This window comes from Rubripirellula tenax (assembly GCF_007860125.1).
GTDB classification, from domain to species: domain Bacteria; phylum Planctomycetota; class Planctomycetia; order Pirellulales; family Pirellulaceae; genus Rubripirellula; species Rubripirellula tenax.
The window spans coordinates 785646-801698 of record NZ_SJPW01000003.1 but is presented as its reverse complement, the minus strand read 5'-3'; the positions used below and the strand labels follow the sequence as shown (position 1 = coordinate 801698).

General features: G+C 56.6%; 13 protein-coding genes. 10 read left to right on the top strand and 3 right to left on the bottom strand.

Annotated elements, in window-relative coordinates; translation table 11 throughout:
- The first annotated feature begins 51 nt into the window (after window positions 1-51).
- Both metK and Poly51_RS13615 read left to right on the top strand, forming a co-directional pair.
- Window positions 52-1275 carry a methionine adenosyltransferase gene (metK, locus tag Poly51_RS13620; protein WP_146458314.1) on the top strand — a complete coding sequence of 408 codons (1224 nt, stop codon included), beginning with the start codon at window positions 52-54 and terminating at the stop codon, window positions 1273-1275.
- A 45-nt stretch (window positions 1276-1320) separates the two neighbouring features.
- On the top strand, window positions 1321-2118 hold the full coding sequence (locus tag Poly51_RS13615; RefSeq protein ID WP_146458313.1) for a metallophosphoesterase family protein: 798 nt from the start codon (window positions 1321-1323) through the stop codon (window positions 2116-2118).
- A 168-nt stretch (window positions 2119-2286) separates the two neighbouring features.
- Here the strand turns inward: Poly51_RS13615 and Poly51_RS13610 are convergent, their stop codons facing one another.
- Both Poly51_RS13610 and Poly51_RS13605 read right to left on the bottom strand, forming a co-directional pair.
- Entirely contained in the window at window positions 2287-3693 is a 1407-nt protein-coding gene (locus Poly51_RS13610; RefSeq protein ID WP_246114482.1) for a trypsin-like peptidase domain-containing protein, read from the bottom strand.
- 242 nt (window positions 3694-3935) lie between these two features.
- Complete coding sequence (locus Poly51_RS13605; protein WP_146458311.1) at window positions 3936-4310, bottom strand: hypothetical protein; 375 nt, start codon at window positions 4308-4310, stop codon at window positions 3936-3938.
- Window positions 4311-4555: 245 nt separating this feature from the next.
- Here Poly51_RS13605 and Poly51_RS13600 point away from each other — a divergent pair, with 245 nt between their 5' ends.
- The 3 genes from Poly51_RS13600 to Poly51_RS13590 all read left to right on the top strand — a co-directional run bounded on the left by Poly51_RS13600 (window position 4556) and on the right by Poly51_RS13590 (window position 7717).
- Window positions 4556-5779, top strand: coding sequence for a DUF4013 domain-containing protein (locus Poly51_RS13600; protein WP_246114481.1), 1224 nt, complete (start codon window positions 4556-4558; stop codon window positions 5777-5779).
- 131 nt (window positions 5780-5910) lie between these two features.
- Window positions 5911-7275, top strand: a complete 1365-nt coding sequence (locus Poly51_RS13595) for a S41 family peptidase (protein ID WP_186775537.1) — start codon at window positions 5911-5913, stop codon at window positions 7273-7275.
- Window positions 7276-7300: 25 nt separating this feature from the next.
- Window positions 7301-7717 carry a GxxExxY protein gene (locus Poly51_RS13590; RefSeq protein ID WP_146458310.1) on the top strand — a complete coding sequence of 139 codons (417 nt, stop codon included), beginning with the start codon at window positions 7301-7303 and terminating at the stop codon, window positions 7715-7717.
- A 123-nt stretch (window positions 7718-7840) separates the two neighbouring features.
- Here Poly51_RS13590 and Poly51_RS13585 read toward each other — a convergent pair whose 3' ends face one another.
- Window positions 7841-8959: a phosphatidylinositol-specific phospholipase C1-like protein gene (locus Poly51_RS13585; protein ID WP_146458309.1), complete on the bottom strand. Its 1119-nt coding sequence runs from the start codon at window positions 8957-8959 to the stop codon at window positions 7841-7843.
- 207 nt (window positions 8960-9166) lie between these two features.
- Between Poly51_RS13585 and Poly51_RS13580 the strand changes: the two genes are divergently transcribed.
- The 5 genes from Poly51_RS13580 (at window position 9167) to Poly51_RS13560 (ending at window position 16039) form a co-directional block, all read left to right on the top strand.
- The gene (locus Poly51_RS13580) at window positions 9167-10075 is read left to right on the top strand and encodes a rhomboid family intramembrane serine protease (RefSeq protein WP_146458308.1); all 909 of its coding nucleotides are present in this window, start codon (window positions 9167-9169) and stop codon (window positions 10073-10075) included.
- Window positions 10076-10113: 38 nt separating this feature from the next.
- On the top strand, window positions 10114-11040 hold the full coding sequence (locus Poly51_RS13575) for a sugar phosphate isomerase/epimerase family protein (RefSeq protein ID WP_246114480.1): 927 nt from the start codon (window positions 10114-10116) through the stop codon (window positions 11038-11040).
- The gene (locus tag Poly51_RS13570) at window positions 11040-11609 is read left to right on the top strand and encodes a redoxin family protein (protein WP_146458306.1); all 570 of its coding nucleotides are present in this window, start codon (window positions 11040-11042) and stop codon (window positions 11607-11609) included. The genes Poly51_RS13575 and Poly51_RS13570 overlap by 1 nt, the downstream gene beginning before the upstream one ends.
- Window positions 11610-11831: 222 nt before the next feature.
- A complete protein-coding gene (locus Poly51_RS13565; protein WP_146458305.1) occupies window positions 11832-12704 on the top strand; it encodes a sugar phosphate nucleotidyltransferase in 873 nt (290 codons plus the stop codon).
- Entirely contained in the window at window positions 12701-16039 is a 3339-nt protein-coding gene (locus Poly51_RS13560; protein WP_146458304.1) for a UTP--glucose-1-phosphate uridylyltransferase, read from the top strand. The genes Poly51_RS13565 and Poly51_RS13560 overlap by 4 nt, the downstream gene beginning before the upstream one ends.
- Window positions 16040-16053 lie beyond the last annotated feature (14 nt).

The following is a 16053-nucleotide window of genomic DNA, read 5'->3' as shown; positions in this document are numbered from 1 at the left end:
ACCAGAACACGCGGATTGCCGCTTCTCAGAGCGACGTCCGGCAAGTAGCCTATGGCTGACTTTATTTTAGACCCTCAGCGTCCCGACAGGGACGAAAGCCCGGAGAAAGCCGTCGTGACAACCGCTCGCTATCTGTTTACCAGTGAATCGGTCAGCATGGGACACCCCGACAAGCTGGCCGACCGAATTTCCGACGGAATCCTCGACGCGCTGTTGGCCGAAGATCCCAACAGCCGCGTTGCCTGCGAAACGATGGTCACCACCGGTATCGCCATCATTGCCGGCGAAATCACGACCAAGGCAAAAATCAATTACTCCGACGTGGTTCGCGGCGTCATCAACGAAGTCGGTTACACCGACGACGATTTCGGCATCAGCGGTAACACCTGTTCGGTGATGGTGTCGCTTGACACGCAAAGCCCTGACATCGCCCAAGGCGTCGACCGCGAAGGCGCCGGCGACCAAGGTTTGATGTTCGGTTACGCATGCAAAGACACACCCGAATTGATGCCACTGCCGATCTCGCTGTCGCACCGCATCATCAACCGTTTGACCGAAGCACGCTTCGCGAAAGAAGTGGATTGGCTGCGTCCAGACAATAAGGCGCAAGTTACCGTCGAATACGAAGGCAACACGCCGATCCGCATCGACACCGTGGTTGTTAGCGCGCAACACAACCCCGAGGTCACCAATGATGAAATCAAAGCCTTTATCATCAAGAAGATCATCGAACCGTTGTTGCCGGCGAACTTGATCAAGGGCGACATCAACTACCACATCAACCCGACCGGCAAGTTCGTCATCGGCGGACCGCACGGCGATTGTGGTTTGACCGGTCGAAAGATCATCGTCGACACCTATGGTGGTTGGGGTCGTCACGGTGGTGGCGCGTTTAGCGGCAAGGACAGCACCAAGGTGGACCGTTCGGCCGCTTACATGGCGCGTTACGTCGCCAAGAACATCGTTGCATCCGGTTTGGCAGAACGATGCGAAGTCCAATTGGCCTACGCAATCGGTGTCGTCGAACCCGTCAGCGTCAATGTCGACACCGAAGGCACCGGCAAAATCGACGACGCCCAGTTGTGCGAATTGGTGCGAGCACACTTTCCGTTGACTCCCAAGGGAATCATCGAACACCTGAAACTGCGTCGTCCCGTGTTCAAGGAAACCAGCGCGGGCGGTCACTTCGGCCGCGAAGGCGACGGTTTTACGTGGGAAAAAACCGACAAAGCCAAAGCCCTGGCTGCGGCGGCCGGCGCCGTGGCAACGGCCTAGTTTCGTTGCGATGATTTTTGATAGGCGGCACCTGGGACAGATGCGTTGAAATTCGTTTGGACGACTGATCCGCATTTTGACCACGTTCCCGCCGCGGTTTGGCAATCGTGGGTTGCCGACATCGCATCAAAGTCGCCCGACGGTCTATGGATCACGGGCGACATTTCCGAAGGCGATGATGTCGTCGTCCAACTGCGCCGCTTGGCCGCTGCGGTGGATGTGCCGGTTTATTTTGTGCTGGGAAATCATGACTTCTATCACCGATCGATTGCCGACACCCGCCGCGATGTGATCGCCGCGACGCGAGACGATCAACGGCTTGTCTATTTGACGGACTGTCAACCGATCGAGCTGACCGTTGGCGTGTTCTTGATTGGCGAAGACGGCTGGGGCGATGCGACGGTCGGCGATTTTGACGCGTCGCCGATCCGGCTTCGCGACTTCGATATGATCGAAGATCTCAGCCGATTGCCAAAAGAGCATCTGAAAGACCAGCTTGCCCAATTGGGCCGAGAATCGGCCGAGCGATTGGAAGACAAGATGGCATCGTTGCCGCCACATGCACGACAAGTCATCGTGCTGACGCACTTGCCACCGTACCGAGAAGCGTGCTGGTACGAAGGCCGAACGGCCGACGACGATTGGGCGCCATCGTTCGTGTGTGGCGAGATCGGCCGGGTGCTGACAAGTTACAACCAATTGCACCCGAGCATCCGCGTCGAAGTGTTTTGCGGGCACACACACCACGAGGGTGTCTACAAAGTGGACGAGAATTTGGTTGTTCGAACAGGATCGTCAACCTATGGAGCGCCCGAGATCGAAGCCGTGATCGAACTTCTTTGATTTGACCCAGACGGGCCATTCGCGCGCTCACCAGCCCATTGTCATTGCAGCCACCGCTCTCGTCCCAGCTGGGTCGGCAAACTCGTCGGCTGCGGGAAGCGCGATCGAGTTTACCCCGGGACGTGAGCGATGGCTTACAAGGTCGAAACAGGGTCGGTTCGGTGCAAACTAGTGCCGCACGGTCGCCGTCGGCTGGGCCGCCAATTGCAGATGCCCGAACAACGTTTGTTCTTTGCGAACCAAGTAGAACTTGGCTCGCGGTCCACGTTGCATGTCGGGATGTTCCAAGATGCCGGCCAAATCATTCATCGACGACGTTTGCCAACCGTGGATGCCCAACAGCACATCACCGGCGGCAATGCCCTGGTGATCGGCGGCCGAACCGGGACGGACGCGAGTGATGTAGAGTCCGCCGCGATAAGGCGTCTTCATCCGCTGGTTCAGACGACGCATGGTTGCATCGGCAACGGGCTTGGCTTGAATGCCCAGGACGTTCCAAGCAAGTTCGGCCACCGATTGGTTGTTGGAAGTCGCCCCTTCGCCGACGACCGCAAGATCGATTCGCTTGCCCGATCGTTCGATGCCCAATTCGAGCGGTGAACCGGGGTTGGAATCGAGCATCGCTAATGCGAAGTCCAATCGGCTGTTGATCGGTTGCGAGCCAACGCGGACCACGCGGTCTCCTGGCTTCAATCCCTCCCGTGCGGCTGGACTGCTGGCGGAGACATTGGCGATGGTAACACCGTCGCCGTCGCGCGGTCCGCCGCTGGCTCGCAAGCCGGTCGACAAACGACTTTCATTATGTTGTTCGATCATCTCGGTCACAACCTCGATCACTTGATCGATCGGAATCGCAAACGCGATCTGTTGTGCACCGACACGAACCGCAACGTTCACACCGATCATTTCACCGGTGATGTTCAGTAGCGGTCCACCCGAGTTGCCTGGGTTAATTCCGGCACTGATTTGAATCAGGTCACGGTACTCTTGCGTATCGTTGACGGGCACGTCGCGGTGCAGAGCGCTGATGATGCCTTGTGTGCTGGTGTGGACATAGCCGTACGCGTTACCGATCGCGATCACACTCTCGCCGATCATCAAATCGCTGCTGGTCCCGCGAGGGATGGTGGGCAAAGGATCGCGAACGTTGACTTTGATCAATGCTAAGTCGTTGCGAATTCTTGCGGATACCAACTCGGCCGTCGTGGTCTCGCCGGACGCCAGCGTGACTTGGATGTCGTCGACATCTTCGACGACGTGATAGTTGGTGATCACATAGCCACGCGGATCGATGACGACTCCGGTGCCCATGCCGTTGACTTGGCGAAACGACTCAGGGCCTTCGGCACCGGCCATTCCGGCTGCGGTAGAGCGAACCGTTTTCTGACCATGAATATTGACGACGGCCGGTGAGACTCGTCGAATAGCCAAAACGGTCGGGGTTTCACGAATATCGGAAACTCGTCGCGATGGCGATTGACCGGCCGACGTTTCTGCCATGACCAACGTGCCGACGAATGCGGCGGCGGTCATCAGACAGAACGCGGCGCGGGATGCTTGTTTGTTCAGTCGCATTAGTTCCCGTACCCGAATCATTCGGATGCAAACCTTCAGGCGGACTTGACGATCGGTCCGCCTTCATCTCCACCGGCATGACCGGTATGGCTGTTTGCATCGGAACAATCCGGCGCCGACCTTGACCAACGGGGGATCACGCCGCAAGGTTTACCAACCTTAACACTCGGGTACCCCCAATGACCAATTCTCAGCCTCGAGTGAGGATTCAAATTCGGAAATGCACGGAATTCCGCCGGGATTCAGTGGCCATCGGCCGTCGGCATCGCACCGAAGACGGGTCGCGTCGGAACGGGGTGAAAGCGAGGCCATGGCACTTCGGGGGGCTCAGTTTGGCCTCCCTCGATCGCATTGGGGTCGAACGGATCAAAGCCCAGCGCGCCACCGTCGCTGCAAGACGGGTCACCCGAGTACGAATCATTCGTGAATTCGTCGAAAACGGTGTGTTGAGAAGCGGTGCTTGCGCCGCCCTTCTTCCAGGGCCCTAAGATGCCACCAGCGTCGGCCGGATCATGCGCTCGCTCGCTGGGAATGTTCAACGCGACACATCCACATTGACCGAAAGAAACGGCGAATGCGAGCATCAAAGCGGCAAAGTGGGGGCGTAATTTGGGCATGAATTGAATCGAGGACGTCTCGGTGCCTGTACGAGTATCCCCCCACGACAGACTGAACATTAAACCTAGATCGACCAGACTTGTTGGTTTCTTTAGAAAATCTTACCCAGTCGCTAGCCTCGGCAGCCAAGATGGGAACGCAGAACACGAATCACGAAGACATTCCGCTGCGCAAGCCTCCGGTTTCGACTTAGCCGAAGCGGTTGCCGAGCCATTTGAGAGTTCCACACAACCTAGGCGTGACCGTGAGCCAAGCGATTCTCACTACCGAACAATCGATTGCCGAGCAAATGATCATCGGCGAAATTCCCGATGACGAACCACCCATCGTCGCAACGCTTGTGCGGCCAGGCAAACTTCGACGGTGCGGCGCGGCGATCGCGTGGGCCGCCCGTGGTTCATTCTGTATCGCATCCCTGATTGTGTTGCTTGCAATCTTGACTGCGATACCGCTTCTTCAGTTGATCGCGTTCGGCTATTTGTTGTCCGTTAGCGGTGGCCTGGCATCGGGCGCAAAGTTTCGCGATGCGTTGCCCAAGTTGAGTGAAGCAGGCCAGATCGGCATGACGCTGCTAGCCGTGTTGATCGCCGCCCTGCCGACACAATTGCTAACGCATTGGGAATCGGTCGCTTCGTTGATACAGCCGGGATCGAACCAGGCCGCCATGATCCGCGTCGCCGCCATCGCCGCGTCGCTATTCGCGACGGGGTATTTGTTGTGGGCGTGGGTCCGAGGCGGCAAACTTCGCCACTACCTGTGGCCGGAACCGAAACGTTTCGTGAAACAGGCATGGCGACCATCGACGTGGACTTCGATGCCCGATCGATTGTGGGACTTCACCGTTTCATTGAATCTGCCAACCTACTTTTGGTTGGGACTTCGCGGCGCGTTGGGGACTTTGGTTTGGTTGATTCCCGCGATGATCATCATCGCCGCGTTTCGCAATGGTGAAACCGGCTTGGCGGGCTTGGTCGGCTTCGTCTCGTTGGTGCTTTTGGGCATTGCGCTGATGTACTTGCCGATGTTGCAAGCACACTTTGCGGCGGAGAATCGTATCGGCGCGCTATTCGAGGTCCGCCGCATCCGCAGTGATTTTCGTCGCGCACCGTGGGCTTGGTTGGCGGCGATGGTTTGCGGTTTAGTGATCTTGCCGATCCCCTTGTACCTGTTGAAGATCGAAGCCACGCCTCGCGAAGTCGTGTGGTTACCGTGCTTGATTTTCGTCGCGTTCATCCTGCCGGCGCGAATCGCCGAGGGATTGGCCCTTCGCCGCGCCCGATCGCGGCCGGAACCCGTCGGCCGCTGGGCAACGATCTCGCGACGGACCGTTCGCGTGTTGTTGGTACCGGTGGTCGCGGTGTACCTGTTGTTCGTCTACGTCAGCCAGTACACCAGTTGGGACGGACTGCAGACGTGGGTTCAACAGCATGCGATTTTGATTCCGGTGCCGTTTTTGGGCGGAACGTAGGACCGTGAGGACAGCATGGGTACGTGCGGCGGCGAATACCGGGAAACCATCGTGCAGGTCTACGGTCGTTCGACCCGAGGGCGTAAAATACGCGAGATCTAAATATTGCCGTTTCGACGCCCTGGTCTGCTATGCCCCCTCGCAATTTAAACATCATTATCATCGCAGCCGCGATCAGTCTGCTGTGTTATTCGACCCATCGGCGGGTTCGTCCGGCGATGATCGTTGGTGACGCCTTGAATCTGATCGATATGTTCTACGTCGATCCCGTGGACGACGACGAATTACTGACCGCGGCGATGAACGGCATGACGTCAACGCTGGATGAAAACAGCGAATACATCCCCGGCGACGATTACGTCACATTTCAAGACAGCATCAATCAAGAATTTGCCGGCATTGGTATTTTTGTCGAAGCATCGGAAGACGGCGGTCCGGTCCGAGTCAAAACGCCATTGGTGGGATCGCCAGCGCTGAAGGCCGGTTTTCGACCGGGCGACCTGATCGTGCGAGTCGACAACGAAGACGTTTCCAAGATGCCGCTTCCGGATGTCAGCACACGGTTGCGGGGACCGATCGGCACGTCGGTCAATGTCAGCGTCAAACGACTGGCAAAGACTGAAAACGTCGACGCATCATCCAACGAAAACGTCGCTGAACCCGTTTTTGAAATCAAAGACTTGGTCGTCCAGCGAGCCCGCATCGAACTGGAATCGGTGGCGGGCGACTATCGCGACGAAAATGATCGTTGGGTGTTTCGGCTGCGCGAGGATCCGACGATCGCCTACATTCGATTGACAAGTTTTGGTGACAAGTCGACGGACGAGATGACGGCGGCGCTGAAAGGACTGGACAACAACTATCGCGCGCTCGTGTTCGATCTTCGCGGCAACGGTGGCGGGCTGTTGCACACGGCGGCCGACATCGCAGACATGTTTTTGGATTCGGGCAACATCGTTTCGACACGAACGCGCGGCGGTGTGATCGAATCCAATTTTGACGCCAATGGAGGCACCTTGGTCGATTCAAAAATCCCGATCGCAATTCTGATCGATGGCAATTCGGCTAGTGCCTCGGAAATCGTTGCCGCATGTTTGCAGGACAACAACCGCGCGACAATCGTCGGAACTCGAAGCTTTGGCAAAGGCACCGTACAGAACATCTTGCCGTTGCAATACGGACGCAGCGCCCTTCGTTTGACCGTGGCAAGGTATTACCGACCCAGCGGCGCCAACATCCATCGCGCCACGGACGCTAAACCGGAAGACGAATGGGGTGTCACGCCCAACGACACGATGCTGGTCGAATTGGACGAAGCGAGCCTGCTGAAAGTTTCCCAACGTTGGTCCGAATCGGCCTATCCCGCCTTGGTCGTCGACGAGGTGTTGGACCCCAATGCGGAATCCAGCACCACCATCGACCCGCAATTGCGGCGAGCGGTCGAAGTACTCAAAGAGAAGATGGAATCCGCGACACCCCAAGCTGCTGCGGCTTAGCATCGGTTGGTCGAGTATCAAGAAAATGGAAGCCAATCCCAGGTCGATCATCACTTCGCGAACCGATCTTTCGGATGGCCAAGTCCATAAGATTTGCGACACGATTCGTGAATGCGGTTTCGGTTTGCATCGCTATCTCGGCAGCGGGTTTCGGGAAAAAGTCTATGAACGCGGGATGATTCACCGCATGACCAAAGCGGGATTGGCCATTCGCGTTCAGCTGCAAGTCAAAATATTCGACGAAGACGGAACGGAACTCATCGAAGAAACCATGGACCTGATCGTTGAAAACGTATTGATCCTAGAACGGAAGGCTGTCCGAGAAACTTCCGATGCCGACGTCGCCCAACTCCTCGGTTATCTCAAAGCCACCAACTTCCGCCACGGCCTCCTGATCAACTTCGGCAACAGCAGATTCTTCATCAAGAAATATGTCATGTAGAAGTCGGGCAACGAGAAGCCGCAGAAGCGAAGCTTGCTAGCCACAAAAGTCAAAACAAGAGGCCTGAACTCTTTGTGTCTTCTGTGACTTTTCGTGGCTAGTAAACATTCCATCGCCGAACGGTCATTTGTTTGCATTATCGATGCGAGGTTTTCTGTTTCTTGCTTGTGGGTTCCGTCGGTACTCGGCTTGGTTGGGTAGTTGCACTTGGTACTGCGAGAGTCGCTTGTCAGCGATCGGATAATCGGTGCTGATGTATTGGGCGCCGCTTTCGAAGGCTCGATCGCGCCGTGTCGTGTCATTGGTTCTCGCTTCGTGTGTTTCTGCGTCCGCGCGTGTGCGAACGATGAACCCTTGCTTCACGGCGTTTTGAATCTTTTTGAATTTTCCGATCGGATCGTTTAGCTTCATGAATCCGGCGGCTGGATGATTCGCATCGACCGAGACGAACATCACTCGGTTCTCGAGTGTCGGATGCTTTTCGAGATAGCGTTCGCGGGTTGCGTCTTCGTTGTCCAGGGCAAACCACACTCGCCCGCGAGACGCGTTGACGGTCGGCCAACCTCGCTGCGAAAGTGCGTCGCGCAGAGTCTTGTCTGACCCACGGATCTGGTCGGGCAGAATCATTTCGTCGTCCGCAAAGACACTGCGGATCTCGGCATCGACCGCGTCCAGTAAATCCGAATCGAAAGCAAGGGGCACGACCGGATCAGGGCCCACGACGGAATCTTTGAGTTCGACCAAAACGAGAATTGGAATGTGGTCAGGATTCGACTGGGACCAATTGCGAATCTTTGTGAGTCCGTCGACAAACGTTGACACAGTGCTGCGATAATCGAAACCTGGCGAATGAATGACTTTCATCCCGGGACGGCTCAGCGCGCCGGTTGCTTTGGGGTGAGATTTTTCGGTCGCCTCGGTCTTGGGCAAACACTCGTGACCGGCGGGGTTCGCAAACAATCCGCCCTCGGGGTCTGCATAGATGTCCAATTCGATTTGTCGAATCTTGTGCGTACCAAGTTGTTCGGCGATGGGAAGGTGCGAGTAGTTCAGCGCCTCGGCACCCTCGGACGAAAAGAGTTCGATCAGACGCAGAATCTCCGGTGGCGGTGCCAGATGATAGGAATTGTGTGTACCGATGGTTTGAATCTGGTTGAGACGCAAGTCTTGCGAAAACGCTAGGCTGCCGCCTTGGAGACAGCCGAAAAGGACAAGCCCGATCGTGAGCACACGGATTCGCATGGGAATTTGACCTCCGAACAGGGAAGCAGGACAGCAGCGGACTGGGCGACCGTGCGGGTCATCGCAGACCAATTTATCCGCAACGAGCCGACCCCTTCTTAGCACCGAACAGGGATCATTGGTAGGATCATTGGTAGGATCATTGGTAGGATCACCGTTTCGGATCGATTCGACGGATTCACAGACTTTTCCAACCACGGGACTTCGATGGGGCTTTACGACCGCGATTACGGACGCGACGAACCGACTGCTTGGGATCGGGTCGAGAAGCCACGAAGCATGGCGATCACGCTGATCGTGATCAATGTGGTCGTTTTCCTGATCGATGCGATTATTGCGAAACAGGGCGACGGCGGCCGCGAGAGCATTCTGGCGCCGTGGTTTGCGATCTCGGCCGACACGCTGATCCAGCCTTGGAATTGGTTTCAATTTCTGACCTACGGATTTTTGCACGACATCCGCGGACCGTTCCACGTGCTGTTCAACATGATCGGGCTCTATTTCTTTGGCCGGATCATCGAACAGCGGATCGGTCAGATGGAGTTCCTGAGGTTCTATCTGGTCGGTTTGTTCGCCGGCGGTGTTGTCGGCAGCATTACGCATGCGGCGATGTACGGTTTTGGCAGTCCGGTTACGACGATCGGGGCCAGCGGTGCGGTCATTGCGACGGTGATCTTGTTCGCCTTGTACTACCCGCATGAAAAGATTCACTTGATGGCAGTATTCCCCGTCGAAGCGTGGATCGTGGCGGTCTTGTACGTGGGGATGGATCTGCTGGGGGCCCTTCGCGCCATGACGGGCGGGGCGGCCGGCAACACTGCTTTTACGGTCCACTTGGCCGGTGCGGCATTCGCTTTGGCATATTTCTATCAGCGTTGGAATCTCAGCTTTTTGGCCGCATCAGGGATCGCAGATCTTCCGGCGCGGATGCGAGACCGTTCGCGGCGTATGAAGTTGAAACTTCATGATCCGGACAAAAAACTTGTGGAAGAAGCAGAAGATGCGGACCGAATTCTGGCTAAAATCCATAAGCAGGGTGAATCCAGCCTGACCGCATCGGAACGAAAGACACTCGAACGATACAGCCGAAGACAACGCGAAAAAAGAAACCAATGAACTCAAAATCTTCCCCTTCACCGATCCGAGTAAATTCCATGACACGGCGACAATTGATCGGCGGCGCCGCCACGGCGGGACTGGCCACTTGGTTGGCACGCCCTCTGGCAGCGATGGCGGACGAATCGGGCGACGCATCGGCCGGCCACGGACCACTGCCCTACCTCGACCGCATCGGGTTGCAACTCTATACGCTTCGCAACCAAATGGCAGACGATCCGGCCGCCACGCTGGATGCCGTTGCCAAAGCGGGTTACCGCCAAATTGAACTGATGTCGATCAATGACGAAGCCGTCAAGATCGCCGCGATGGCGCGCGATCGCGGCATGATGGTGCACAGCGCGTTCATGGACTTCAATGCCATCACCAATCCCGACGGCAAGGACGTGATATCCGTCGACCGTACCATCGAGATTGCCGAGCGGATCGGACTGCGTCACGTCGTGTTCGGCTACGTCGCGCGCGACCAGCGCGACACGATCGAAAAGTGCCAACGCATCACCGACGCGGCCAACGTCGCAGCCGAAAAGACACGCAATGCCGGCATGCGAATGTGTTACCACAACCATTCGTTTGAGTTCGCGAAACTCGACGACGGATCCACAAGAGCGTTTGATATTTTCGTCGAAGGATTTGATCCGCAGTTCATGGAATTTGAATTGGATGTGTTTTGGGTCAAGATCGGTGGGGAAGATCCGATCGCGATGATGAAAAAGTTGGCCGGCCGAATCTCGCAAGTTCACCTGAAAGACTTGAAGCCGGATGTCGGAACCATCACGGATGAAGGCAAAGTTCCCACCGATGCCTTTCAAGAGATCGGTGATGGAGTGATCGATATGCCAGCGGTCATGCGGTTGGCCCAAGAAATTGGGGTCGGCGAATGCCACGTCGAACAAGACCAATCGCCAGCGCCGCTGGAAAGCATTGTGCAAAGCATCCAATACCTTGAAAAAAAGAACGGCTGATGTTGACTCTACGATTCGCTATGACTGCTGTGTTGTTCGTGATCAGCGGAGCAGCGCTTTCGGCCAAAGAAGCCGCGCCTGATTCGCCCAAAGTCGGTGACGTCGCGCCCGATTTCAATCTGCCCGTCGTCGGTAACGACGACATGATGAAGTTGAGCGACGAGTGCAAAAACGGGCCTGTCGTCGTAGTGGTGCTGCGCGGTTTTCCGGGTTACCAGTGTCCATTATGCAGCCGACAAGTCGGCGCGCTGGCAAACCGTGCCAAAACGATCGGCGAAAAGGCATCGCGAATCATCTTGGTCTATCCCGGTGAAGCATCGATGCTGGACAAGCATGCGGAAGATTTCATGGGACCGCGAACGCTACCCGATCCGATCGTGATGGTGCGTGACCCGGATATGAAAATGGTGGACACGTGGGGTCTGCGTTGGAATGCGCCGCGCGAGACGGCCTACCCGGCCACGTTTGTCCTGGATGAAAACGGAAAAGTCGCCATGAAATTGGTAAGCGATTCGCATGCCGGTCGCAGCACGGCCGACGATATCATCCGAGCGCTGAAGAAGCTGTAGGATCGAATTTCCGCGTATCCCCCGTTTCATTCGCTCGTTCAAACTGGCCGGGCCTGGAAGGGATGGCAGTGATTTCGGCGTTGAAGACTCCGTTTAGAGCGGTTTTGCGGGGCTGAGAGGACGCAACCCGACGCTTGGCGATGGGGACTCTGGGCGACGACGATCGGGCAACTACACTGGTGCCGATTCACGTCCGTTCACCCTTTCCACGCAGCAAACGCTATGCAGGTCCGCAAGGCCGTCATCACGGCAGCCGCCCCCAACCAAAACCGCCTGCCGCTTCAACAATTGGTCGATGCGAACGGCGACGAGAAGACGGCGCTGCAATTGATCATCGAAGAGACCGTTCTTGCCGGTGTCGAAGAGATTTGTTTGGTCATCAGACCCGGCGACCATGCGGCGTATCAGTCGGCTGCGGGATCTCACTTGGGCAGTTTGCGATTCTTCGAACAACCTGGTCCGCTGGGATACGCCGACGCGATTTCTCGTGCCAAAGACTTTGTCGGCGACGAACCGTTCTTGCACTTGGTCGGCGACCACTTGTACGTCAGCGCCGATGAAATCCCCTGTGCCAAGCAATTGGTCAGCATCGCGTCAGAATTTGAGTGTTGTGTTTCGGCCGTTCAATCGACTCGCGAAAACAATCTTCCGTACTTCGGAATCGTATCCGGCCCCAACGTGCCGCGCCGACAGCGACTTTACGAAATCCAACGGGTCGTCGAGAAACCGACACCGACGTTTGCCGAACAAGAATTGGTGACGCCCGGGCTTCGCGTCGGACATTATCTGGGCTTCTTTGGCATGCACGTGTTGACGGGTGAAGTGATGCCGCTGATCGATCGTTTGCTGACCGATTCGCAATCCGCGGGACCATCACAAAAGAAACCGACGCTGTCGGATGCTGCCGCACTGCTGCCGTCACGCGGCCGCTATTTGGCGTACGAAATTCAAGGGTCTCGCTACAACTTGGGAATCAAATACGGTTTGCTCAAGGCTCAATTGGCGATTGGTTTGTCAGGCATCGACCGGGAACAGATCTTGGCCGAGATGATCGATCTGTTGTCGCATCGTTTAGAGGCACAAACCGCGTCATGATTCGATCACAACCCCTCGACCCGCTGATCGAGATCATCGTCTCGGAAGACGACAACGTTCGTAACCGTTCACTTGAATCGGTTTGTCAAGGCTTGTCGCTTGAACAATTGATGTCGCACGTCGATGCGCTTGATCAGTTTCGCCGAGCCGAGCCGAACCTGTACCACCGCGTTCGCGCATTGTTTTTCTTGGCAGCCATCTATCGGTATCACTTGCCGCCGAGACTGGGTCCGACGCAATCGGGCTTGATCCCGTATGCCGGTTACGACCACCTGCTATCACGCCGTTTTATCGAAGCCATCGACACGTTTTTGGAAACCCAGTCCGCCGATGGACCCAGCGATGCGCTGGCCAGCTCGCTTGCCCAGGCCTACCACCAACTTGGTTTCCAAACGCTCGCCGACCAAGTTCGTCGCAGCGTCCGTAGCGTCCGCGGAAACCAGTGGATGTTTCGTTTGGGTCACCCGGCCGATCACCCGTTACGCATTCGGCCGGAGCTGAAAATCGTCGACTCGACGACGGGCACGACGCCGCTGATGAAAGAAACCACTGCTGTGCGAATGGACTTTTCGCACAGCGCGTGGAGCGATATTTTCTTTCTTGGAATGGACTTCCCCGAAGGCGCCCGCGTCTTGAACGTGTCCGTCGACTTGGGCGTCCGCGGTCGTGACGAGCAACCCAAACCTCCGATCGAGACATATTTACGCGTCATTGATCGACCGGTCATTCGTTTGACCAGCGTCGACCTGGGTGCATCGACCGAAGTCGAATCGATTTCAGAAATGTTCGATTTTGCACGCGACTATTTGGGGCTGCTCAAGGCCGCCGTGATCGCATCGGGATTGGTGCCGCCCGGATTGGAAGGCTGTCGCCAATCGATTGCTGAACTGTTGACTCGCGTCGTCGGACCAGGCCAAGGAATCGAACTGGTCAGCAAGATCAATGACATTCCCAAAGGTTCGCGGTTGGCGGTATCGACCAATCTTTTGGGTTCGTTGATCTCGATCCTGATGCGTGCGACGGGTCAAATCCAGTCGCTCTCGGGGCCATTGACCGAACCGGACCGACGACTTGTCGCCGCCCGCGCCATTCTTGGCGAATGGATCGGCGGCAGCGGTGGCGGTTGGCAAGACTCGGGGGGCGTTTGGCCAGGCATCAAGTTGATCTGTGGAACGACCGCCGGCAAGGAAGACCCGGAATTCGGCATCAGCCGCGGCCGGCTGATGCCCGTTCACCACGTCATGGATCATGACGAAGCGTCACCCGAGACGCGTCAAAAGATTCAAGACAGTTTGGTGCTGGTCCACGGCGGCATGGCACAGAACGTCGGCCCGATTTTAGAAATGGTGACCGAACACTATTTGTTGCGCAGCGAAAAAGAATGGGCCGGACGAAGCGAAGCGATGAAGATTCTGGACGAAGTCACCGAAGCGATTCGGGAAGGCGACGTCCGCCGAATCGGTGAAGTCACGACGCGAAACTTCGAAGGCCCCCTGCAAACGATCATTCCCTGGGCGACCAACCGGTTCACCGATTCGTTGATCGAACAGTGTCGTCAGCGATACGGAGATAAGTTCTGGGGTTTCTGGATGCTCGGCGGGATGGCCGGCGGCGGAATGGGTTTCATCTTTGAACCGGCCGTCAAACCCGAAGCTCAGGATTGGCTTGCCGGAGCGATGGTGAAAACCAAACGCGAACTGCAAACATCATTGCCGTTTGCGATGGATCCGGTCGTCTACGATTTTTCCATCAACGACAACGGATCGTTCGCCGAATTGAAGGTCGGCGAAGACGCAGTTATGCCCGATCGGTATTACGCGTTGGTGTTGCCCAGTCTATTACGAACGCCGATGCGAGACTTACCGATCGGACGGCGAATCGAAATGGAACAGATCAGCCGCCGCTGCAATGACACCCGTGATTCAACAACGGCGAACCTGTTGTTGTCCAGCGTGCTGCCGCAAGGACGATCGCGAAACGACAAAGCGGAAACGTTACAACAAATTTTGGCAGCTTCCGGTTTCGATCGCCAACAACACGAACAGATTCGCGAAGACTTGCGCAGTGGCCGCATCGGCTTGGCGCAGAACCGTTTGCCTTCGGCGACCACGATCCGCGACGTCGGCCCAAGTCACGTGACGGACGTTCGCACCGGAGCCGATCCGAAGTTCGAGGCCATCGGCGCGAAAGCGATTCGCGACGGCAAGGTCGCAGTGGTCACACTTGCCGCAGGCGTGGGTAGCCGATGGACCGAAGGCGCCGGCGTCTGCAAGGCGCTTCACCCGTTCAATCGTTTCGCCGGTCGTCATCGCAGTTTCTTGGAGGTCCACCTGGCCAAGAATCGAAAGACATCGCAAACGTACGATGGATCGATCCCGCACGTCTTTACGACCAGCCACTTGACCGACGCCGCGATTCGCGATCATTTGCAACGTCACGATTATTTTGGTTTCGATGACCAACGCGTCCGCGTTTCGACCGGTCGCAGCGTCGGATTGCGAATGATACCGACGGTACGCGATCTGCGTTTTTTGTGGGAAGAAACCGCACAACAAGTGTTGGACGAACAGCAACAAAAGGTGCGCGAGAGCGTCCGCCAAGCATTGATCGGTTGGGCAACGACCACCGGCCCCTGCAGCGACTACACCGACAACGTGCCCAGCCAGTGCATTCATCCGGTCGGTCACTGGTACGAGATTCCGAACTTGCTACGCAACGGTGTGTTGGCGGAGATGCTTCGCAATCAAGGCGAACTCGAGCATCTGTTGTTGCATAACATCGACACCCTCGGCGCCAGCCTTGATCCGGGACTACTCGGATTGCACATCGATGGCAATCAAACTTTATCGTTCGAAGTGATCGGTCGACGATTGGAAGATCGCGGCGGCGGACTGGCGTTGGTCGATGGTCGACCGCGGCTGGTCGAAGGTCTGGCGATGCCATCGGAACAAGCCGAGTTCGCGCTAACGTTCTACAATTCGATGACCACGTGGATTCACATCGACGGTTTACTAACGGCTTTCGGGCTGACCCGATCGGATTTGGACAATAATTCCAAAGTCGACGAAGCGGTTCGACAAATGGCGACACGACTGCCGACGTATGTCACCTTAAAGGACGTCAAAAAGCGTTGGGGTCACGCCCAGGAAGACGTCTATCCGGTGGCCCAGTTCGAAAAACTGTGGGGTGACATGTCGGCGCTGCCGGAAATTGCAACGCGATTCTTCGTCACACCGATGCGCCGCGGTCAACAACTCAAGGCCCAGGCTCAACTGGATCCTTGGAAACGTGACGGCAGCGCCGATTACATTGATTCGCTTTGCGACTGGATATAGCGGTCGCAAGAGTC